Origin of the sequence: uncultured Pseudoflavonifractor sp., from assembly GCA_904419835.1 — a bacterium.
Lineage (GTDB): Bacteria > Bacillota > Clostridia > Oscillospirales > Oscillospiraceae > Pseudoflavonifractor.
Genome location: CAJFTA010000023.1, coordinates 11,813 through 33,631, shown reverse-complemented (window position 1 = coordinate 33,631; position 21,819 = coordinate 11,813). Strand labels below are relative to the sequence as shown.

10 protein-coding genes and 1 pseudogene are annotated in these 21,819 nt (G+C 60.1%); 2 read left to right on the top strand and 9 right to left on the bottom strand.

From position 1 onward, the window contains the following. Nucleotides 1-37: 37 nt before the first annotated feature. From QZY67_RS06010 to QZY67_RS06000, 3 genes and pseudogenes are all read right to left on the bottom strand, one after another. Nucleotides 38-2,324, bottom strand: a pseudogene (locus QZY67_RS06010) (anaerobic ribonucleoside triphosphate reductase). Nucleotides 2,325-2,565: 241 nt separating this feature from the next. Beyond that, nucleotides 2,566-3,603: a hypothetical protein gene (locus tag QZY67_RS06005; protein WP_295369075.1), complete on the bottom strand. Its 1,038-nt coding sequence runs from the start codon at nt 3,601-3,603 to the stop codon at nt 2,566-2,568. Between the two features lie 389 nt (nt 3,604-3,992). Beyond that, complete coding sequence (locus QZY67_RS06000) at nt 3,993-4,781, bottom strand: sulfite exporter TauE/SafE family protein (RefSeq protein WP_295369073.1); 789 nt, start codon at nt 4,779-4,781, stop codon at nt 3,993-3,995. 338 nt (nt 4,782-5,119) lie between these two features. Between QZY67_RS06000 and QZY67_RS05995 the strand changes: the two genes are divergently transcribed. Further along, nucleotides 5,120-6,241, top strand: a complete 1,122-nt coding sequence (locus QZY67_RS05995; protein WP_295369071.1) for an anaerobic sulfatase maturase — start codon at nt 5,120-5,122, stop codon at nt 6,239-6,241. Nucleotides 6,242-6,347: 106 nt separating this feature from the next. Here the strand turns inward: QZY67_RS05995 and QZY67_RS05990 are convergent, their stop codons facing one another. The 6 genes from QZY67_RS05990 to QZY67_RS05965 form a co-directional block, all read right to left on the bottom strand. Beyond that, nucleotides 6,348-7,706 carry a sulfatase-like hydrolase/transferase gene (locus tag QZY67_RS05990; protein WP_295369069.1) on the bottom strand — a complete coding sequence of 453 codons (1,359 nt, stop codon included), beginning with the start codon at nt 7,704-7,706 and terminating at the stop codon, nt 6,348-6,350. A gap of 82 nt (nt 7,707-7,788) precedes the next feature. Further along, nucleotides 7,789-9,966 carry a 1,3-beta-galactosyl-N-acetylhexosamine phosphorylase gene (gene gnpA / locus QZY67_RS05985; RefSeq protein ID WP_295369067.1) on the bottom strand — a complete coding sequence of 726 codons (2,178 nt, stop codon included), beginning with the start codon at nt 9,964-9,966 and terminating at the stop codon, nt 7,789-7,791. 47 nt (nt 9,967-10,013) lie between these two features. Next, nucleotides 10,014-10,883: a carbohydrate ABC transporter permease gene (locus QZY67_RS05980; RefSeq protein WP_294533324.1), complete on the bottom strand. Its 870-nt coding sequence runs from the start codon at nt 10,881-10,883 to the stop codon at nt 10,014-10,016. 14 nt (nt 10,884-10,897) lie between these two features. Further along, the gene (locus QZY67_RS05975; RefSeq protein WP_295369065.1) at nt 10,898-11,791 is read right to left on the bottom strand and encodes a sugar ABC transporter permease; all 894 of its coding nucleotides are present in this window, start codon (nt 11,789-11,791) and stop codon (nt 10,898-10,900) included. Between the two features lie 189 nt (nt 11,792-11,980). Further along, nucleotides 11,981-13,270: an ABC transporter substrate-binding protein gene (locus tag QZY67_RS05970; protein ID WP_295369063.1), complete on the bottom strand. Its 1,290-nt coding sequence runs from the start codon at nt 13,268-13,270 to the stop codon at nt 11,981-11,983. Nucleotides 13,271-13,604: 334 nt separating this feature from the next. After that, a complete protein-coding gene (locus QZY67_RS05965; protein WP_295369061.1) occupies nt 13,605-20,225 on the bottom strand; it encodes an endo-alpha-N-acetylgalactosaminidase family protein in 6,621 nt (2,206 codons plus the stop codon). 721 nt (nt 20,226-20,946) lie between these two features. On the opposite strand from QZY67_RS05965, the gene QZY67_RS05960 reads away from it, so the two are divergent. Further along, nucleotides 20,947-21,804, top strand: coding sequence for an AraC family transcriptional regulator (locus tag QZY67_RS05960; protein ID WP_294533336.1), 858 nt, complete (start codon nt 20,947-20,949; stop codon nt 21,802-21,804). The last annotated feature ends 15 nt before the right edge of the window (nt 21,805-21,819 follow it).

The window sequence follows — 21,819 nt, the reverse complement described above, 5'->3', positions numbered from 1 at the left end:
CCGCCACGCGGCAGGGGCACTGCGCTTTCTTATGTCCTTACACCGAGTGCTTCACCCGGTCGTGCTCCTCGGCCCGCTTGGCGTTGTTGAAGCGGTCCAGGGTGCCCACCAGGTAGCCGGTGATGCGGCGGATGCGCTCAAAGGGCACGCCGTCGGCCTCGGTGCGGCCGCAGCCGGGGCACTGGTCGCCGATGATGCCGGAGAAGCCGCATACAGGGTCACGGTCCACCGGGTGGTTCACGGAGCCGTAGCCGATGCCGCTCTCCTTCATGCAGCGGATGACCTTCTCAAAGGCCTCCAGGTTGTCGGTGGGGTCGCCGTCCATCTCAATGTAGCTGATGTGACCGGCGTTGGTAAGGGCGTGGTAGGGGGCCTCGATACGGATCTTGTCGTAGGCGGAGATGGGGTAGTACACCGGCACGTGGAAGGAGTTGGTGTAGTACTCCCGGTCGGTGATGCCCTCCATGACGCCAAAGCGGGCCTTGTCCATCTTCACGAAGCGGCCGGACAGGCCCTCGGCGGGGGTGGCCAGCAGGGAGAAGTTGAGCCCCCGTTTGTCGCTCTCCGCGTCCATGCGGGCCCGCATGTGGGAGATAATCTCCAGGCCCAGCACCTGGGCCTTCTCGCTCTCGCCGTGGTGGACGCCGATAAGGGCCTTCAGGGTCTCGGCCAGGCCGATGAAGCCCACGGACAGGGTGCCGTGCTTGAGCACCTCCCGGACCTCGTCATCCCAGTCCAGCTTGTCGCTGTCCAGCCAGACGCCCTGGCCCATGAGGAAGGGGTAGTTGCGCACGTGCTTGCGGCACTGGATTTCAAACCGCTCCAGCAGCTGGTCCACGCACAGGTCCATCATCCGGTCCAGGCCCTCGAAGAAGGCGTCCAGGTCCCCCTTGGCCTTGATGGCCAGCCGGGGCAGGTTGATGGTGGTGAAGGACAGGTTGCCCCGGCCGTTGCAGATCTCCCGGCTGGGGTCGTACACGTTGCCGATGACCCGGGTGCGGCAGCCCATGTAGGCGATCTCGGTCTCGGGCCGCTTGGGATCGTAGTACTGGAGGTTGAAGGGTGCGTCGATAAAGCTGAAGTTGGGGAACAGCCGCTTGGCCGAGCAGCGGATGGCCAGCTGGAACAGGTCGTAGTTGGGCTCGCCGGGGTTGTAGTTGACGCCCTCCTTCACCCGGAAGATCTGGATGGGGAAGATGGGGGTCTCGCCGTTGCCCAGGCCGGCCTCGGTGGCCAGCAGCAGGTTCTTCATCACCATGCGGCCCTCGGGAGAGGTGTCCATGCCATAGTTGATGGAGGAGAAGGGGGTCTGGGCGCCGGCCCGGGAGTGCATGGTGTTCAGGTTGTGGATCAGGGCCTCCATGGCCTGGTAGGTGGCCCGGTCAGTCTCCTTCACGGCCCGCTGGTGGGCGAACTGCTGGGCCTTTTTGATGTCCTCCCCGGCGCCGAAGGTGCCGGCCAGGCGGGGCAGCTCGGCGGCGAAGTAGTCCCCGCAGTCCTCCAGGGTGGGCTGGAGGCCGGTCTCCTCCCGAATCTCCGCCATAATCCCCTTCAGCGCCTTCTCCGGGTCCTCGTCCCCGCACAGCAGCATGAGCGCCCGGGCCATGTTCTGCCGGTAGCGCTTGACAAAGGTCTTTTTCACGCCGTCGGCCATGCCGTAGTCAAAGTTCACCACGCTCTGGCCGCCGTGCTGGTCGTTCTGGTTGGACTGGATGGCGATGCAGCACAGAGCGGCGTAGGAGGCGATGTCGTTGGGCTCCCGGAGGGTGCCGTGGCCGGTGGAGAACCCGCCCTGGAACAGCTTCTTGATGTCGATCTGGCAGCAGGTGGTGGTGAGGGTGAGGAAGTCCAGGTCATGGATATGGATGTCGCCTTCCCGGTGGGCCGAACTGCTTGGCGCCCTCGGAGCCGAACTTGAGCATGGAGCCCATGGCGGTGTCGCCGTCGATGTTGGCGTTCTCCCGCTTGATGTCCGAGTCCTTGGCGGCGGAGAAGGTGATGTCCTCGTAGATCTTCATCAGGCGGGTGTTCATCTCCCGCACCCGGCTGCGGTCGGAGCGGTAGAGGATGTAGGCCTTGGCGGTCTGGATGTACCCGTCGTCCATGAGCACCCGCTCCACCAGGTCCTGGATGTGCTCCACGTCGGGCTGCTGGTTGCCCTCCACCTCCAGAATGGAGAGCACCTCGTCGGCCAGCTTGCGGGCCGTGTCCTCGTGGCCGGGCTTGTAGGTGGCGTCAAAGGCCTTGGTAATGGCGTGGACAATCTTCTCTTCATCAAAGGGCATGAGCCGCCCGTCGCGCTTGCGGATGCTGCTGATGGTCATACTTCACCGCTCCTCTTTCCGTGTTTGCCGCAAAAAAACGCCCCGCAATCGGGGGCCAAAAGTCCGTTTTATTGTATACAAGATGTAGTGCTGTTCCTGTTGCAGAGTGTATATATAGTATACTATCCCGGACAAGCCGTCAAGTGCCCGGCGTATACCCAGACGAAAAACGCCCGCCGAATTTGGCGGACGTTTTTTGGATAGGTTGACAGTTGACGTTCCGGCCCAAGGCTTTGCGGGCTCAGGCCGGAGCGCCGGTGGAAAAGAAAACCTGGTATTTTTTGTCTGTCCGCGGCCCAGACATCCCCAGTGTGATCTGCAAAAAGTCGGTTGGCTCGTTCACCACCACCGGGGACTCAATCCGGCAGCCCTGGGCATAGATGCCCTCCCCGGCGTTGGACAGCGGGAACTCCGCCGGGGAGGGAAGCCGGTCCTCAGCCGCGCCTCCACCCAGCTCCAATGTCACGCCTGTAAAGAGCGCATCGTATGGACTCTCCTGAAGCGGGCCGCCCTCCTCCTGCCAGGTCAAAGTGACCAGTTCCGCCCCGTCCTTCTGCATCCGCCCTGTCCAGAGGAGTTCCGCGCGGTCAAAATAACGTCTTTCTCCCTCAGCGCTGGCAAACTGCAGGCCCAGGGTGGGACGGGCGGTGAGGGGCGCCTCCCTCCGTTCCAGGCCGTGGGAGGAGGGGATGGAATACTGCAAGCAAACCCTGTGCGTCCCAACTCTTCCAACGCTCGCCCGATAGACTGCCAGCTGCACCCGGGAAATCCCCCAGGTGCGATAGACCCGCCAGCCGCACCAGTAGTAAGGGGAGGTAATCTCTGTGTTGAGATGGTCGGTCAACTGCTGCGAGATGACCTCATCCGTGGTATTGAAGCCAGCCCGGTCAGCATCCCATCCGTCCCCGGGTGAAAAGGCCGACCGGCTGACATACACGGTCAGGCCCTCTCCTTCAAACCGATAGCACTCCGTTCCGTTGTATTCCGCCTCAGTATAGCTCTTTGTATTCATTCCCTGGACCACATACCAGAATGGCAGGGTGGGCATGGTCAGCGTTGGATAGTAGGCGGTGGCCTCCCCCGCCCCGGACTGCACCAGGGACTCCGCCTCAATCAGCCCCCCGGCCAGCATGCGGGTCTCCTCTTCTTTCAGCTGCCGGGCCAGCGCATCGGGCGCAGGCTGGGCCGCCCCCTCAAGGGGCCGGGTCAGCCAGAACACCAGCAGGCAGGCCGCGGCCAGACCCGCCAGAGTCAGGAGCGCCCTGTCCTGTTTTTTCATGTGCTCCCCTCCCTGTTTTTTCAGTTCTCGCTTTGATAGCCTATCTTTGGCGGACCATACTCCCCGCCCTTGTGCGCACAAAAATAATGAAATGGTCTGTTTTTATTATATCAGCCCCCCTGTCCCTGTACAAGGCGCAAAGAGCCCCCGGCTCCACAAAATGTGGAGCCGGGGGCTCAGCGTGCCGAAAAACCTCCCAGGGTGGAAAGGCTCGCAGCGTTCCCGGGACTGCGGCCCCGGGAATCCAATCAAAATCCGTCATTCCCGGAGACATACGCCTCGGAAATGACATATCGTATGGCAGAAGGGGCGGCAATTTTGCAAAAATCGAGCTTCTTCCGCCATGCAGTTTTGCTCGAAAAAGGCGTTTCCCACCTTTTTCGACAGTCTCAGCCGATCAGGTTGCGGACAATGTTGAACACGGCGATGGCCAGCACCAGCAGCTGCACCGCGTTGAAGGCCTTGTCCACCGTCTCCTCCTTGCACCGCTTGTTGAAGACCGCGCCGATAAAGCCGCCCGCGATGGCGCCCACTACCATGACAGGGGCCACCGACAGGTCGTACACCGCAAAGCCGGTGGTAAGAGCCAGGGTGACCAGCTTGGAGATCTGGGCGAAGAGGATGGTGATAATGGAGCAGACCGTGGCGGTCTTGGTGGTGACGGAGTAGAGGTAGATAATCAGCGCCACATTGATGGGGCCGCCGCCGATGCCCAGAAAGGAAGAGCACACGCCCAGGAAGCAGCCCACCGCCAGAGAGACGGGGATGCCGGACAGGTTCTTGCCCTTGATGTGGGCCTTGTTCTTCATGTACAGGTATACCGCCAGAATCAGCAGGCCCAGGACCACGTTCTGCACCACGGTCACCAGCTGATCCGCGCCCAGGGCGTCCACAATCAGGTCCAGCAGCCACTGGCCCAGGTATCCGCCCACCACGGAGCCCACCGCAAGGGGGATGGCAATGTCAAAGGGGATCTTGGTGCGGGATACCATCTGCTTGCCGATGGACACGACGGACATGGAGAAGACTGTAATGCAGGAGATGACGCCAATGGTGGCCACGTCATACGTCTGCAGAACGTCCATCAGCGGCTTGATGATAACGCCGCCGCCCATACCCGTCATGGACCCGGCGGTCGTCGCGCCGATTGCGATCAGGAAATATAGAATATACTGCATGAAAAGCTCCTTTCCCTCTTAAAAACTCAAAGAAAATGGTCCACATATGGCCGTCAGGGCAGTATTTCCTGCGGAGCCGGCTGTGGTGAAGAATTCTCCTCTGTCCCTTCCGTCTGTTTTCTGCTATAATAGGCCTACTGAACAGTCCGCCCCCGTTTTATCCGCCGGGCGGCATGAGGCTCTTATATCCAAAGAAATTCGATCTGCCCTGAACGCCCTGGCCTCCAAACGGACCGGCCCTGCCTGGCATGTATTATCATAATAGATGCCGGACGGCTTTTCAATCCTTCAGGCCGGAATTAGGGATGAGCCGCGTAGAAACATTGACGGAGGCAGCGATGAAATTTTTGTCATTTTTAATCAAACCCGCGTCGGGACGGTGCAACCTGCGGTGCAGGTACTGCTTTTATCACGATATTTCCGAGCAGCGTGAGGCCCACGACCTGGGCATGATGTCAGCCGAGACGCTGGAGCTTCTGGTCCGGGAGGGGATGGCGCTGGCTGAGGAGCAGATCAGCTTTATGTTCCAGGGCGGCGAGCCGATGCTGCGGGGCCTGGACTTTTACAGAACGCTGATTGACCTGGAGAAACAATACGCCAGGCCCGGCCTGCGCATTGCCCATGCCATCCAGACCAATGGAACGCTGATCACAGAGGAGTGGGCCGACTTCTTCCGGGAACATCACTTCCTGGTGGGCCTTTCCCTGGACGGAACCCGGGAACTCCATGACGGCAACCGGGTGGATGCCGCCGGGCGGGGCAGCTGGAATGCCGCCGTCCGGGGGCTGGAAATCCTGAAGAAGAAACAGGTGGATTTCAATCTGCTCTGCGTGGTGACCGGCGCTGCGGCCCGCCGGGGGCAGACGGCGTATCAGAGCCTGAAAAAGCTGGGCGGCCAATTTCTTCAGTTCATCCCCTGCCTGGACCCGCTGGAGGAAGCGCGGGGCTCCCATCCCTTCTCCCTCTCCCCCGAGCGGTACGGCCGGTTTCTCAATACCGTATTCGACCAGTGGTATCACGACTGGGAGACAGGCCGTTACATCAGCGTGCGCCTGTTTGAGGACTACGTCCGCCTGCTGGCGGGCCAGCCCGCGGGGACCTGCGCCACCACCGGAAATTGCGGTCAGTATTTTGTGGTGGAGGGCGACGGCAGCGTCTACCCCTGCGACTTTTTCGTGCTGGACCAGTTCCGCATGGGTAAGCTGGGAGAGCAGACCCTGGCCGAGCTGGCGCAGTCGGAGCTTGCCGGCGCCTTCTGCGCCCGGGGCCGGGGCTTTCCAGCGCAGTGCGCCGGGTGCCAATGGCTGCCGCTGTGCGGCGGCGGCTGCCAGCGGGACTGGATTGGGCTGGACCGCAACTACCAGTGCGAGGCGCTGCGCACCTTCTTTGCGTACGCCTACCCCAGGCTGAGCCGCATCGCCGCCCTGGAGCGGCAGGCCAGCCGCGCCCTCCGGGTCTGAGGCCTCCAAACTTCACAGGACATAGCCACACCCCCTGAACAGGTTTCCGCCTGCTCAGGGGGTGCTCGCCTATCGTCTGCTTTTGCCGCGCATGCTCCGCGGCGGGTTACGCCTGGTCCACAATCTGGGGCCGGTAGCCCTCCGCCTGCTCAATCCAGTCCAGGAGCTGGGCCCGGAGGTCGTCCCGCACCGCGTCGTACGCATGGTTCCCCACCAGGTTGTTCAGCTCATCCGGATCCGCCTTCAGGTCATAGAGGAAATCGTCGGCATAGACCTGGGCGCTGGGGGAGGTACAGCCGTTCACCCCGGGGGCGTAGACCGAATAGAGATAGTCCGCCGTGCGGATGCACCGGCCCACCCGGCTCTCCGAAATCTGGGCGAACACGCGGTTGGGACGGTCGGGATTCTTGTTCTCCACCACGTCCAGCAGGTTTTCGCCGATCATCTTATCGCCCACGTCGATTCCCGCCATGGCCAGGATGGTCTTGGGGACGCTGTCCGTGCTCACCAGCTGGTCCACGTGGACGCCGCCCCGGAAGGCGCCGCCCGAGATGACCAGCGGCACCCGCAGGGCCGAATCGTGGCAGGTGCGTTTATAATCGTCCGCACCTGTCAGATGGGCGTCCTTGTTGCGGGTCTTGAAGTGGCAGCCGTGGTCGGAGAGGAACACGAAGATGGTGTTCTCGTACAGCCCCTTCTCCTTCAGCTTTGCCACGATTTTGCCCAGATTCTCATCCAGGCTGGCGCAGGCCCCCAGATAGTCGGGGTACTGCTCGTTGTAGTCGCCCTCAAGGGCCGCCAGGTCCGAGGGGATGGGCGGGTTCTTGAACCGCTCCTTGGAGCCGTCCGGCCCCTCATAGCGGTGCCGGTCATTCTGGTGGTGAGGCTCAATGTGAGAGATCGTCATAAAGAAGGGCTTGCTCTCATCCCGCTGGTCAAAGAACTCCAAAGCCATGTCCGTCAGGCAGTCAACCCGGTACCCCTTGAAGTCAATGCGCTTGTTGTTCTCGTCAAACACGTACCCGTCATACCCATGGGAGGTGAACTCCAGGATATCGGTGGCCCGCCAGAAGCCGTTGTAGCCGCCCCGCAGCTCCTTGGGAACAGGGGTGGTAAAGAAGTCCAGCCGCTGGTTGTAGTTCTCATCGCCGTCGCTGGCCAGATGCCACTTGCCCACATAGGCCGTCTCATAGCCGGCCTCTGTCAGGTAGTTGGCCAGCGTCTTGGCGTCGGTGGGCAGCATGATGTTGTTGCGGAAGCAGCCGGTATCGGTACAGTAGCGGCCGGTCTGGAGCAGCGCCCGGAAGGGACCGCACACGGGCTGGGGCGTGAAGGCCTTGTCAAAGGCCACGCCCCGGGCCGCCAGCGCGTCCAGATTGGGGGTGATGTCCAGCGGCTGGCCGAAGCAGCCGCAGGTGTCCGCCCGCTGCTGATCCGAAAAGTACACTAGAATATTGGGTTTCATATCTGGTCTCTCCTCTCATCCGACCGGCGCCGCCCGCCTCCGTTCATCGGACTGCGGCGCGGAGCCAGTCAGCTGGAACCTCTTACTCCGCCTTGATCTCGAAGGTACGCATCTCGTTGGCGCCCAGATCGAGCTGGAAGCTGGAGCCGTCCCCGGTGTAGACCGTGGTGCTCTGGGGCTCATAGGTGTTGTTGACCACGCAGTACTTGCCGTTCTTCACATAGGCGTGGACCTCAACGTTGTAGTTGGTGCTGAACCAGCGGTACAGGTCGTCCTCGCCGTGGGCGGACCAGAGGATGGCGCGGTAGAGGATGCGGCTGTTCTCAAAGCTGTAGGGCAGGCCGCTGATGTAGACGCACCGGCCCTCGCCGAAGCCGTTGACCGCCATCTGCACTTCCTTCTCACGCTGCACCAGGATCTCAGTACCCTCCAGGGCATAGATATTTTTCTTGCCCTCGCCGAAGTCCACCTCGCCCTTGCAGTCGGCCAGGATGAAGTGATCGGGATGCTCGTCCCAGTTGTACTTGTCGTAGCCCAGGGTGAAGCCGGTCTCCTTCTCCACGCCCAGAGCGCTGGCCAGCTGGAAATAGTGGCCCTGGTACTGGTGGCCGGAGGGCTCGCCCACGCCGATGAAGCCGCCGCCGTTCCAGATGAAGCCGCGGATGGCGGACACAATCTCCGGATCCTCCCAGGCCGTGCCGCCGGTGTGGGCCGTGTCGCCGTCGCCCACGTTGATGATCACATCAATATCCTTGAGGATGGAGGGATCGGCCTTCACATCGTCAAAGCTGATGAACTTCACGTCAAAGGGCGCGCCGGACAGGGCCTCGATGATGCCGGCATAGGAGTAGTTCTGCTTCTGATACAGGGCGTGGTGCACCATATGGCAGCCCCAGGAGCGCATCTTGCCCCAGCTGTTGAGCACAGCCACGGTCTTGATGCAGTAGGGCGTGGTGCCGCGGACGGTGTCATAGATGGAGCGGAACTCGTCGCACACATCCTTGATATAGTCCATGAAGCCGGGGGCCTCCAGGGCCAGCTTCAGGTAGCCGCCGTAGCCGATGCGGTCGATGGGCTTGCGCATGATGGCCCGCCGGGCGGTCACCCAGTTCTCTTTGGCCTCCCGGATGGGGTCGCCGCCCTCGTGGAAGGTGTCCGGGAAGAAGTAGGGCAGGAAGCGGCCCTCGGTGTACTTCACGCCGGGGATGTCGCTGATGAGGCGCAGGGTGGAGCCGTTGCCCACGCTGCCCACCACCGCGTCCAGGCCGATGCTCTTGAACTCGTCCATGAAGGGCTCGGTGCCGATCCAGTGGTCGCCCAGGAACATCATGGCCTCACGGCCCAGCTCATGGGTGATGTCCACCATCTCCTTGGCCAGCTTGGCCACCTCGCGGCGCTGGAAGGCCTGGAAGTCCTTGTACTCCTTGCTGGGGATGCGGTACTGGTTGTTGTAGTAGCCCTGGTCGATGATGTACTCGGGGCGGAACTTGTAGCCCACCTCTTCCTCAAACTGCTTGAGGATATAGGGGGAGACAGAGGCGGAATAGCCGTACCAGTCCACATACTTCTCACGCTGAAGCTCATCAAAGATCAGGGTGAACTGGTGGAAGAAGGTGGTATAGCGGATGACGTTCACATAGGGGTGGTCGGCAATGAACTTGCGCAGCCGCTCCATGGTGTACTTGTGGGTCTTGGGCTGGCGCACGTCGAAGGTGATCTGGTGCTCCACATCCCAGCCGTTGATCACGGCGTTGTACATGTGGACGGGGTCCCAGATGAGGAAGGCCAGGAAGCTGACTGTATACTCATGGAACCGCTCGGCGGGGGCAATCTCCACGCAGCCGGTCTCCCTGTTGTAGCTCCACTTCTCCGTGGACACCACCTCGCCGGTGGTGCGGTCCACAACCTCCCACCAGCGCTTGATGTCGTCCGTGTCGTTGACCTTCATCAGGTTGGGGCTGATGCCCTTCATAAGAGGGATGGACAGGGTATCCTCCGAGGCGGTGTGGAAGCCGGTCATAATATAGCACTGCTGGATCTCATCGGGATTGGCCTTGGCCCAGTCGTTGTCTTTTCTCGTGGTATAGTAGGTAGAATAAATTTTCGCCCCTACGTTCTGTAGCTCTTGTGGAAATTCGGTTCCATCACAGTCTCTGATTGCGTCGGCTCCCAGCAGCTTGAGAACCTCCAGAGTCTCGGGTACCACGTCCAGATCGGTGGGGATGGTTACTCTACCCCGGTTCTGATGGTTACCTTCCATAAATCAACACTCCAGTTCGGTGATAGTTTTGCGAAGCAGGGGGAAAATTAACCCTTAACGCCTCCGGCGGTGACGCCGTTGATGATCTTGTCGGACAGGAACAGGTACAGGATGAAGGTGGGCAGGAACACAATGATAACCGCCGCGAACAGGCCGCCATACTGGCCGGAATAGCTCATGGAGTTGACCATGTTCATCAGTCCGACGCCGACGGAGGTCTTGGCATCGCCGCTGACAAAGATCATGGCGATGAAGTACTCGTTCCAGATAGAGAGGAAGTTGAACACGGTCACTGTAATCAGGGCCGGCTGCACCAGGGGCAGCATAATCTTCCAGAAGGTCCGCATGGGAGAGCAGCCGTCGATGGCCGCGGCCTCCTCATAGGAGCGGGACAGGGACTGGAAGAAGTTCATCAGATAGATGACGGAGAAGGGCACCCGCAGGCAGATGACCAGGATGATGTAGAGCACCCGGTTATTGGTCAGGTCCAGGCCGGAAGCCAGGGAGAACAGGGGCAGAATGACCATAACGGCCGGGACGCTCATGGCCACGATATAGCTCAGCTGGATGGGCCGGTTTCCAAAGAACTTGAAGCGGCTCATGACATAGGCCGCCGGGGCGGCAATGGCCAACGTACCGACGCAGCCCACCACGGAATAAAGCAGAGAGTTAATAAAGTAGACAGAGACGTTGTAGGAGAACCACGCGTCGGCATAGTTCTCGAAATGCAGGTCGCCGGAGAACAGATTCTGCCACACTTCGCCCTTCATGATATCGTTGGTCTCGCCCAGGCTGGCGGCGATAATCCAAAGCAGGACAAAAGCGGTGAACGCCACCCAGGCAAACAGCAGGATATATCCTGGGAGAAGGCGCGCTTCCTTCTTCCAGCTAATCCGCTCATGTGTATGTTTAGACATGCCATCCCCTCCTCTCAGAATTCGAGGTCGTCGTCTTTGACCAGACGGTTCATGACGACAAACACGATGACCATACAGATTGCCAGGCTTACGCCGATTGCGGCGCCGCGTCCGGCATCGACCTGAGTAACGCCCTTGGATCCGAACACCACATTGTACAGATAGACCACCGGCACCACCGTGGTTGTCTCGGTCTCCGTGGGGGAGAACATCTTGGTCCACACGAAGAAGGTCAGGGTGGAGACGCTCCAGAAGGTGATGTTGGTCTTGAACACGCCCCGCAGCAGCGGCAGGGTGATGTAGCGGAACTTCTGAATCGAGTTGGTGCCGTCAATGCGGGCGGCCTCGTAGATGTCGCTGGGAATACGCTCAATGCCGCTGAGGAAGATCAGCATAAAGTAGCCGACAGAGCCGAAGCAGTAGGCAATGAGCATGGAATTGAAGATGTGGTTTGTATCCAGCCAATTGACCGCGTCGCCGCCGAAGAACTCCGTCACGCTGTTCAGGAAGCCGAAGCGGGCGTTAAACACGTAATAACGCCACATGGCGGCCATGGCCACAGCGCTGATGACGTTGGGCAGATAAATCGCGGCCCGGAAGAAGTTCTTAAAGCGCACGCCGCTGGTGAGGATGACGGCAAACAGCAGCGCAAAGAACATGGTGATAACGCCGCCGATGAGCCAAATCTTGAAGATATTCCACATGGACGTGCGGAAAATGCTGGTATTAAACAGGTCAATGTAGTTGGTCAGTCCGTTAAAGCTCCAGGTGGATGTGGATGCGGTGACGCTCTCCACGTGGAAGAAGCTCATGATGACCGTTCTGATGATGGGATACAAATACATGAACACCAGTGTCAGCACGGCCGGCAGCATGAAGCAGACAATCATGGTTTTGTTTTTTCTCATCAGAGCCTCCATTTCTTGCCGGACCTTCTGTCCGGCAGATATTAAGAGGGATTTTGGATTCAGGATTAGGCGTTCTTTACGCCGGGACCTGGCTCCCGAAAGCAACGGCGGGCCGCGGTGATACGCACCGCAGCCCGCCGCGAATCAGATTCTGGTCGAATCTACGGGCCGGTAGCCGGGATTGTGGAATTAATAACGCGCGTCGCAGGCAGCCAGGAACTCGTCGGCAGTGGCGTAGGTGCCCTCGAACAGAGCCTGAACCTCGGTGTTCAGACGAATGTCGGGGTTCTCGTTAGTGCCGCACTGATAGTCATAGTAGCCATTGAGGGAGGAGATAGAGGCCTGAATCTCGGCCACCAGGCCGGTGGTCTCGTTGCTCAGGTCGCAGGGGGCATGGAGGGAAACCTCGGCCAGCTTGGCATCCCACTCGCCGGTGGTCAGCCACTCGATGAGCTGGAAGGCCTCCTCGCTGTGCTCGGAGTAAGCGGGGATGCCGAAGCCCTGAGCGCCCACGTTGGCGTAGGTCTCGTCCTCAACACCGCCCAGATCGGGGAAGGACATGAAGCCCCACTCGATGTCGGTGCCGGTGCCGGCAATGACCTCGCTGATGACGTAGTCAGGCAGGACGATCATAGCGGTCTCGCCGTAGCCCAGGGTGTACTCGCCCTCGGGATAGGTGCCGATGGGATCCAGGACATACTCGTTGTCCCGCAGCTGAATGATGTACTCAGCGGCCTGACGGGCGCCCTCGTTCTCGGACCAGCCGCCGTTCATGGACAGCTCCTTGACAGCGTCCTGACCAATCAGGCGGGCCAGGATGTAGCTGTACATGTAGCGGGGAGAGCCGCCGCCGTCCAGAGCGAAGGGGGTGTAGCCGGCGGCCTTCAGGGCCTCGCAGGCGGCGATCAGGCCGTCCCAGCTGTCAATGCTGGCGGGGTCAACGCCGGCGGCGTCAAAAGCGGTCTTGCTGTACACCAGGCCGGAGGTATAGAGCTGATAGGGGATGCTGTAAAGAGCGCCCTCGCCGTAGTCACGGGCGATGTCCAGGTACAGGGGCTGCACCTTGTCGCCATAGCCGGTGCTGGAGACCAGATCGTTCAGGTCCAGCAGGTGGGCGTTGTACTGCTCGGAAACACGCTGGAAGTCATCGTCGAACAGGTCGATGTCGGTCTTGCTCTCCAGAGCGGCGGTGATCTGAGTGGTGATGTCGCGGCCGCGCCACTCGATGTTCACCTGGATGCCGGTCTCGGCGGTAAAGGCGTCAACGGCCTCCTGGATAACCTGGGCCTGGGCCTCGTTGGCGTTCCACATGGACCAGTAGGTCAGGGTCACGTCGCTGCTCGGAGCGGAGCCGCCGGGAGTGGAGCCTTCGGGAGCGGGGCTGCTGTCGCCGCCGGTCTCCCCGTTGCTGCAGGCGGCCAGCGCGAATACCATCGCCAGCGCCAGAAGCATGCTGAGAATCTTTTTCATCTTCTTCATTGTTGTCCCTCCTGTAAATGTCGTAATACCGCTTTTTCCCGTTTTGTTTTTGGAGAAAACGACCGGGAATTACTGTGTTTAGTATAGCTTAAAGGTGCGAAAATGACAATTGGGTAAGTTGCGTCTTATTTTATACATCTTGGCAAAAATTCGTTAATATATCTAATGCATCCTTGTGAAATATTTGCCAAATATACTTATCACACAAAAATATACCCAATTTTTCAGCATTTCCACAGTTGCGCTCGAAACAGGCACCTTCCGGCAATGATGGAACGCACGGGGTGCACCGCAGGGTTTCCCTGCGGTGCACGTCCGTTCATTGCCGGTTGCTTCAGTTCTGGCCGCAGAAGTTCATGAACATCTGCGCAAGCTCGGCGCGGGTCGCGGTGCCGGAGGGATCCAGCACGCCGCTGCCCTTGCCGCTCATCAGGCCGGAGCCAACGGCCCAGGCCATGCTCTCCTGCGCCCAGGAGGAGATGGCGCCGCTGTCGGTAAAGACGCTCAGGTCGCCGGAAGCGCTCACGTCGTAGCCCTTGAAGACGGCGTAGTTGTGCAGGATAACCGCCATCTGCTCGCGGGTCACGTTATCGGAGGGGCCGAAGCTGCCGTTGCCGTAGCCGCTGACGATTCCGTTGGCGCTGGCCCAGGCCACGGCATTGGAGTAGAACTGGCCGTCCGCCACATCGGCGAAGTCAGAGCCGGTCACCGCAGGCTCGCCCTCCAGGCGGTAGAGCATGGTGACGATGGTGCCGCGGGTGGTCACGCCGTAGGGGGTGAACCGGCCTTCCGCGGTGCCCTGCATGATGCCGTTGTCATAGACGAAGCGGACCGCTTCCTCATACCAGATGCCATCGGGCACGTCGGTGAAGGGCAGGCCGGGCTCTTCCGTCTCGCCGTCGTCCTTGTCGCCGATGTTCTCGGGAGGAATGTAGCCGGGAGAGTTCTCATAGGACGTAGCGGCAATCACCAGGGACAGCATCTCGGTGGTAACGGTGTCGCCGCCGCTGGTCAGGGTCACGGTGAAGGCGTAAGCGCCGTTCACGCCGTCAGGATTGCCGGCGGTGCCGGTGGTGGCGGGGAAGAAGACGCCGCCGTCGTTGACCACAGCGGTCACGCCCTCGCCCAGGTTCAGCGCGTCCACAATGGCCTCGGCCTCAGCCTTGGCAGCTTCAGCCGTGGAGACCTTGGTCTGGGTCGTGGTGTAGGAGGCGTTCTCCACAGCAGCCAGGGCGTCCGCCAGGCTCTCGGGCGCGGTCTGGGTCACGCGGAAGTTGTCAATGGCGAAGACGGGATGGCCCTCAAGGTTTGCAGTGCTGGAAAGACGGAAGGTCAGGTAGATGTCCTTCTCGGTGGTGGCGTCCACCTCAAAGCTCAGGGTCTTGGTGGCGGGGTGGACATTGTAGGACTCGGGATCTGTGTTCAGCTCAGAGCCATCAGCCTCGATGTACTTCGCCACGTACTCAGGGTCAAACTCGTTGGGCTCCAGCTTGTAGGTCTCAATAATGGTGCCGTCGGACTTGCGCACGTCAATGAGGAAGTAGGTGTCCGCATTGAGGGGAGCGTTCTTGCCGGGCGGGCAATTCGCAACGGTGACGCCATTGGGTCCGCTCTGATAGAATTCGAAATAGGTCTCATAGTCGAATTCCACGGTATACTTGTAGCCGGTCTCGAAGTTCAGGGTGGCGGGCTCGGTGCGCATGATGATGTAGGGTGTGCCGTCGCCTTCAGTGCCGAAGCTGCCGGTCTGCTGGCCCTTGAGGGAGGTGCGGTTGGTCTCGCTGGCGCCGATGACATAGGTCTTGATCTGGTCGCCGCCAAAGTCGTAGTAGGCCAGGTTCACAAAGGGCTGGTTGTTGACGTTGGAGACGAAGGGGCCCCAGCCCTCATCCGTGTGCTCGAAGTCCTCATAGTAGTAGTACTCTTCGGCCTCGGCCGCAGGGGCGGGGTTCTCCGCGCCGGTCAGGTCGGTCCACGCCCAGCTGCGGAAGTCGTCAGCCAAGATCGTGTTGGTGCCCGCCACGGTGGACAGGGCCACGACAGCCTCCTCAACGCCATTGGGGATGGTGATGTCCACGTTCAGGCGCTGGAAGTTCTTGCCTGTAAACTTGGAGGGCTTCATGTTGACGGTGTGGTCGGCGGTGGTGTCGATGCTGTTGCTCTCCACCGCATCGCCCGCGATAACGGTCAGGGTGACGGGCCGGTCGCCGGCGGAGTTGACCCACACGGAGATGGAGTAGGTCTTGCCGGGCTCCACACTGACCGTCTGTCCCACGGAGCCCTCAAACACAGGATCCAGCTGGAGTACAGGCTGCTCATACTCCCACTCAACCACTTCGGCGGCCTCAGCATTACCGGTAACGGTCCAGGGGTCGATGCTCAGGCTGGTAAAGCCGGGGTCCTCAAAGAGGGTGCCCTCGCCGTAGGGGTGCTCCTCCAGGGTGGGCAGGTAGACCACGCCGTTCTCATCGGTCATCACGCTGCCGTCCACATCGTAGCGGTGAGCCACGGTCTCCGCTTCCTTGGTCAGGATGTAGGGCACGCCGGACTCCAGGTTCAGGGTGACCTTGCCGTCAGTGACGGTCACTTCCTCCACGAGGACGCGGCCGGTGGTGGTCAGCTGATAGAGGTAGGCGGTCTCCACGCCGCTCCAGCTGTTGGGCACATCCCAGGTGCCGAAGTTGCCGGAGTCGGAGTAAGCGTAAATCTTGTCCTCCACCTCGGGGCTCCAGGGGATAAAGATCTCAGCGCTCTTGGGGGACTTGGGGGTCTGGCCGGAGTAATCCGCGTAGTTGAGGATGGTGGAGGTGTCGATCTTGGCGATCACCTTGCCGTCCTTGGTAATGGTAGTGATGTCGCCTTCCACGGTGGAGACCACATTGTCGGAGAAGACGGCCTTCTGGCTGGGCTCCCAGCTCAGAAGCTCGAAGTGCTGCAGGTACTTGGTGGGCAGGTTGTTGCGGTAGAACACATCAACGCCATCGCTAAACATGTTGTAATTTCGCCAGTCGGCGATGCCGGGCAGCAGGGAACCCAGAATGCCCTTGTCGGGGGCCGCCAGGTCGCCCACGCCGTGGCTGACAAACTTCATGACCTCGCTCTGGGTGCCGCCGGTGGCGTAGTACATGTCGGTGTTCCAGTGGACGAAGGTGATCATCTGGTTCAGGTCCTGGAGGGCCTCGGTGCCCATGGTAATGCCGACCTCGTTAAAGTACTTCACCAGCTGGGTGGCCTTATAGCGGGTGCCGGCCTGGTACACGTCCAGGTACACGAAGTCCAGGTTGGGCAGGGCGTCGTCAAACTCCTGGATGCGCTCCTTCAGCGCGCCGGACCAGACGTCCTTGTTCTTGTCCACCAGGTAGGCCTGGTCGAACCAGTTCCAGTTATCCTGAAGCTCACCGCCGGTGACGACGCCGCGCATGTTCGCCAGCACGGTGTCGAAGCCGTCCAGGGCGAACTCGGTGGCGTTGGCGTGGACGCCGTTCTTGATGCCGTACTCCAGACCCACGTCGATGAGGGTGTTGAAGCCGTCCGTGCCGCCCTGCTGCAGGCCGGAGAAGTCGTAGTCGCCGTGGGAGTCGTCGTGGCCGGAGACCTGATAGCCCTTGTTCATAATCTTCATGCCGAAGCCGTCGGTCAGGTAGCTCAGGGCCTTGGCCTGATCGAGGACCCGCAGGAAGGGCTGGGAGGCCTGGCTGGACATGTTCATGGCGATGAACATCCACTCGTTCTTGGTGTTCTCATAGCCATAGGGCAGGCGCATGATGTCGCGGTAGGCCACGCCGGCGTCCTGCCAGGTGATGGCGCCGTCAGCGTTCTCATCGCCGCCAATGACCACGGAGATGTAGGGCTTCTCCTCGTCCTCGGGGTCAATCTCGTCGTAGTACTGCCAGGCCCAGGAGGCGCTGTTCAGGGAGAGATAGGGGGTCTCGGAGACGTTCTGGGTGAGGATATACTTGCTGTTGCCGTTCTCGGCGTTGTTCTCCACAGAGGCGGAGACGCCGGAGGCGGTGTCGTAGAACATGCCGTAGGTGAAGCTGGAGTAGGTCGCGTCCTGAGACGCGCCCTTCAGGGTGATGAAGTCATCCTTCATGGGGCCCCAGCCGGAGTGCACGCCCATGGCCGCGCCCACGCCCAGGCCCGCCAGGGTCAGGACCGGGTTGTTGCCGAACTGGAAGGCCCGCACGGTAGCAGAGCCGTCGGCCTCCACCACGCTGGGGATCTCCATCTTCAGGGTCTTGCCGGAGACGGTCAGCACCACGGTGAAGGTGGCGTTGATGTTGTTGGCCTCATCGGTGGCCACGATCTCATAGGTGGCGGAGGTGTCGCTGCTGGTCACCAGCCTGGAGGTGGTGTTGCACAGGACAAAGTTGTTGGTGTTCTCGGTGGCGTCGTAGAGGTTCTCGGCGGTGTCCACATAGATGCGGGAATCCTCGCTGCCCACCAGAGTGCCGTAGGCCAGGACGGTGCCGGCCAGATCCTTATAGGTGTAGACATAGGGGAACTCGCTGCCCACCAGGACCTGCATCTCGTCGGACTTCAGGGTGATATAGCTGTCCTCGCCGGGATCGGGCAGGACAGTGGGGAGCAGCTCGTAGACCACCTGGATGGGGCCGGCATAGAGGGTCATGGCCTCGCCCACATACAGGCCCACCTTGCCCTTGCCGGTGAAGATGCCGTCCAGCCGGCCCAGCTCATAGCTCCGGGCGTCCTCAGCCGTCGCGTCCTCCACGGCGCCGGCGCTGACGGTCAGGGTGTAGCCCTTGGTCTCGTCATAGGCAATCCGGTAGGTGTGGGTGCCGTCGGGGGCGGGGATGTTCCGGGCGCTGAGGTCGATGGCCGCAACGTCCTGACCGCCGGACCGGCCGCCGGCCACCCACTTGGCGCCGTCATACCAGACGGCGGCGTAGTTGTCCGCATCCTGGTAGTTGAAGACCAGGCCGAGCTTGTTGCTGCTGCCGTTCAGCTGGACGGTGTAGGTGGGGTTGGCAGCGCTGGGAGCGGTGCTGTCCACGTACACGCCCGCAGCCTCGGCAGCGATCTTGGTGCCCCGGCCGGGCGCGAAGCCGGCCACGGTCTCGCTGGCGGGAATCTCCACAAAGGTGATGTTGGTGCCGGTCAGAATATCGGTGCCGCGGTTGGCTCTGGTCTCAGTGTTGGGAGTCGCCTTGTCGTTGAAGTTCAGCTCCTTGACCAGGCCGCCGTCCGCGTTGAACTGCTTGATGTTGTCAAAGATCACAGGCAGGCCGGTACCGCCGCGCATGCGGATGGCAAAGCCGCCCGCGCCGGTATAGCCGCCGGAGATGGTGTAGCTGCCCATGGTGAACCAGCTGTCCTGGCCCTCCCACATGGCTTTGACGGTGACGTTGGCGCCGCTGTACTCAACGCGCACCAGATAGGTGGTATTGGCGCTCAGGGGCAGCGCGTACTGGAGGCCGGGATTCTTACGGCCGCTCAGGCTGGTGGCGTAATGACCCGCCCAGGTGGCGCCGCTGCTGTCGATGGACAGGCCGGCGTACTTGGACTCGTCCACATACCGGGCCAGGAAGCCCAGGGTGGAGGGCACGCTGTCAGTGGTACGGAAGGCGATCTCGTAGGCGCCGTCCTGAACATCCTCAAAATCAAGGAACTTAATGCGGGTGTCGTCGCCGCTCGCCATCTGGATGGCGTAGCCGTCCATACCCCAGAATGCCTCGTTGATATTGACGGCCTGGCCGCCGGTGATGGAGGTGCTCTGGGTCAGATCCTGATTGTAGTCGTCGTCGCCCTCGGCCATCTCAACGGGGGGCAGGCCGGGGTCGGCAAGCTCTTCCGGCTCAGGCTCCACATACGCGGCGGGGGTGATGGTCATGGTGAGCTCAGTGGTGGTGACAGGAGCCGCGTCGCCCATGCTCAGCGTGACGGTAAACTTGTAGGAACCGGCCGTACCGGCAGGCTGCTCCTTCGTTCCGTCCACGGCGGCGGTAAAGCCGCCCTCCACGTCATTGACCTGGAAGGTAATGCCTGTGTTCAGCCCCAGGGCGGACAGCTTGCCTTCGGCAGCCGTCTTGGCGGCTGCCGCGTCGGATGCATCCGACGAAGCGGCGGTATACTCAGCGCCCTCAACCTCGGTCTTGGCCGCGGCCAGGATGCTGTCGGGCGTAACAGCCGTTCCGCCGGTGACGGAAGCGCTCTTCACAGTGATGTTGGTGTTTACGGAAGAGCCGGCAGCCAGCGCGCCAAAGCCCACGCTGCCAGCCTCCAGGTTGGGCAGCAGGCCGGTGAGGGAACCGTTACCGTTCATCCCGGTCACATCCCAGTCCTCCCGGTCGCCCGGCAGGGTGAGGGTGGCCTGGCTCTCAGTGGCCCCGGTGGTAACGGTCAGGTTGATTGCACCCTCTTCCGTAATCTCCACGGCCAGGGTGGTCTCCTCGCCGATGACAGGCGCGGGAACGCCCTCGCCGGACTGGATGGGCATTGACAGGAACTCGCCCCTGCCGTCATAACGGTACTGCCAGAACCAGCCGTTGCCGGTCACGTCGTTGGCCACAGCGGCGTCCTGGGTGGAGTAGCCGATGTACAGGAACTCATCCTGGGCGCTGCCAGTCCCGGTAAAACGCAGGAACACGCCGAAATCGGAGTTGGTCGCCTTGTCTTCTCCCACGCCGTTGTCCACATAGGTCAGCGTAAAGGTGCCGGTGCTCCAGTCGTAATCCTGCAGCGCCACAACGGGAACGCTGTTCCACTTCCCATACGTGGTCGTGGTAAAGGTGTAGCCTTCTCCTTCGGTGGCTGCCTCATAGGTCAGTTGACCGGAAGCCTGCGCAAAATCGCTCAGCGCTATTTCGGTTTCGTCTGCTGTTCCCACATCCGTGTCCTCAGCCAGAGCGAAAGCGCTCAGGCCAGGCAGGCTCAGCAGCATAGCCGCAGTCAGCAGTATGCTGAGCGCCCGCCGGATCCTTTGGAATTGCTTCATTCCGGATGCCTCCTTTTCCTTTTCTCAGGCTTTTATACATTTTGCTTTCAAAGTCCACCGTGCCCGTTCACCGCCAGCGTACGCCGCAAGGATTTATCAATTAGCCTCCTTTCTGCTGTGGAGAAGTCGCACAATGAACTTTCTTGACGCCACCATTATATATGTTGTATTTGTATAAAACAACTCAAAAACTTGTTTTGTATTTTATATATGTTGTTAATTTTCTATTTCTTACCACTTTCTTTCTGCCGCTTCTAAATAAGTTCATCTCGCTTTAAAGAGACTTCTTTATTGAAACTTGCTGCTGTTTCAGCCCCAAATTGTGTTTTATAGATTTTGCTCATTATTCAGCTTCCTATCTATTTAACTAAAATCTATATGAAGATAGTTTTTCTGCAAATTGGAGTTTCGGGTTTTTGTGTAAATATTTCATACAACAGTTTTTTTGTATTTCTGTTATTTTTTTATGTATTGCACAATATAGCGGCATGTATTATAATATTATAGAGTTTGTCTCATTTATTTCATCATATCATTAAATTGCGCTTATCGCAATATCATATAATTTAAAAAGTCATTTTTATCCCGCTTCTTATTTGGACAAGCATTTTATACGCCTGCACGGTTCTATATTGCCGGAAACGTAGTGCTGGCTCCTCCATTTTTATCTGTCTTTTCCATTCTGTTTAACTTTGAAACCGCGGAAGTGAGATGATTTTTCTTGAGCAACAGCCGATATGATCTGGAGCAGGGCGGCGTCGCTCCTCTGGATCGCTCCTCCACCCGTCTTTTATATGTAAGCACCGCCAAATACGGCGGAGACTGGCACAGTCTGCTTCACACCCACACCTGCACGGAGATTTTTTACGTGGTGGGCGGCATGGGGAAGTTTCAGATTGAAGAGCTCACGCTCTCGGTGTCCGTAGACGACATGGTGATTGTCAATCCCAATGTGGAGCACACTGAGGTCAGCTTCAATGCCAGCCCTTTGGAGTACATTGTTATGGGAGTCGAGGGCCTTGAGTTTGCCGCCGGCGAAAGCGGGGATGACCGCTACCGCCTCGTCAACTGCGGCGGCGGCCGTGAGGACACCCTCTATTATCTGCGCGCCATGCTCGCCGAGATTGAAAACAAGGCCATCGGCTATGACCTGGTGTGTCAGGATCTGCTGGAAGTGCTGGTGGTGCGGCTGATGCGGCGGACCGACTTCTCCCTCGCCCCAGCCGCGTCGGGCACCCGCACCAGCAAGGAGTGCGCCGCCGTCCGGCGGTATATTGACAGCCATTTCAAGGAGAGCCTGTCCCTGGATGTGCTGGCCGAGGTCGCCCACGTCAACAAATATTATTTGGTCCACACCTTCTCCAAGGAATACGGCATCTCCCCCATCAACTACCTGATTTCCCGGAGAATTGCCGAAAGCAAGCAGCTTCTCAGCGATACGGACCACTCCCTGAGCCAGATTTCCCATATGCTGGGCTTCTCCTCCCCCAGCTACTTCTCCCAGAGCTTCCGCAAGCTGGAGGGTATAAGCCCCATGGAGTACCGCAGGCAGTCCAAGCTGCAGCGCGCTTTGTTATAGCCTAATCCGCCGGGA